This is a genomic window from Streptomyces doebereineriae, assembly GCF_031845645.1.
GTDB classification, from domain to species: Bacteria; Actinomycetota; Actinomycetes; order Streptomycetales; family Streptomycetaceae; genus Streptomyces; species Streptomyces canus.
Genome location: NZ_JAVREZ010000101.1, coordinates 1 through 556, shown reverse-complemented (window position 1 = coordinate 556; position 556 = coordinate 1). Strand labels below are relative to the sequence as shown.

General features: G+C 71.2%; 1 protein-coding gene and 1 pseudogene. One reads left to right on the top strand and one right to left on the bottom strand.

The genetic code is table 11. From position 1 onward, the window contains the following. Nucleotides 1-228: pseudogene (abmR, locus tag RNB18_RS50905) on the top strand (transcriptional regulator AbmR); the annotation flags it as partial. On the opposite strand, the gene RNB18_RS50900 reads toward abmR, so the two are convergent. Then, a partial coding sequence (locus RNB18_RS50900; protein ID WP_311720912.1) for a molybdopterin dinucleotide binding domain-containing protein occupies nt 225-556 on the bottom strand: 332 nt, incomplete at its 5' end. The pseudogene abmR and the gene RNB18_RS50900 overlap by 4 nt on opposite strands.

The following is a 556-nucleotide window of genomic DNA, read 5'->3' as shown; positions in this document are numbered from 1 at the left end:
GAGCGAATCCTGTTCACCCACATCGCCGTACCCGTGATGACCCGGCTCAAGCAGCCCGAACGGCAGGTGCTCGACACCCTGGTCGACGCGGGCGTGGCGCGGTCGCGCTCGGACGCGCTGGCCTGGTCGGTGCGCCTGGTGGGTGAGCACACCGAGGAGTGGCTGGACAAGCTGCGCGACGCCATGAAGGCGGTCGACGATCTGCGTGCCGAAGGCCCCGGCGCCTAGACCCGCTCGATCCCGACGTACACCGAGCCCAGCGTCGAGGTCTGCGAGAGCGGATCGATCGCCGCGCGGTCGGCCAGCAGGTTGCGGTTGACCCCGTAGGACTCCGGTGCGCCGCCGTGGCGCGGGTCGACTACCCGTGAGCCCCAGCCATGGTCGAGTACCACGACTCCGCGGCGGGGCCGGTCGCTGAGTGCGGCCGTCACCTCCAACCGCCCGACCGGCGAGAACACCCGGACCCGTCGCCGCTCGCGATACCCAGCGTTGCGGCGCCATCGGGGTGCAGCAGTACCTCGTTGCCCTTGCCTGCCGGATGCAGGCCCGGCAACTC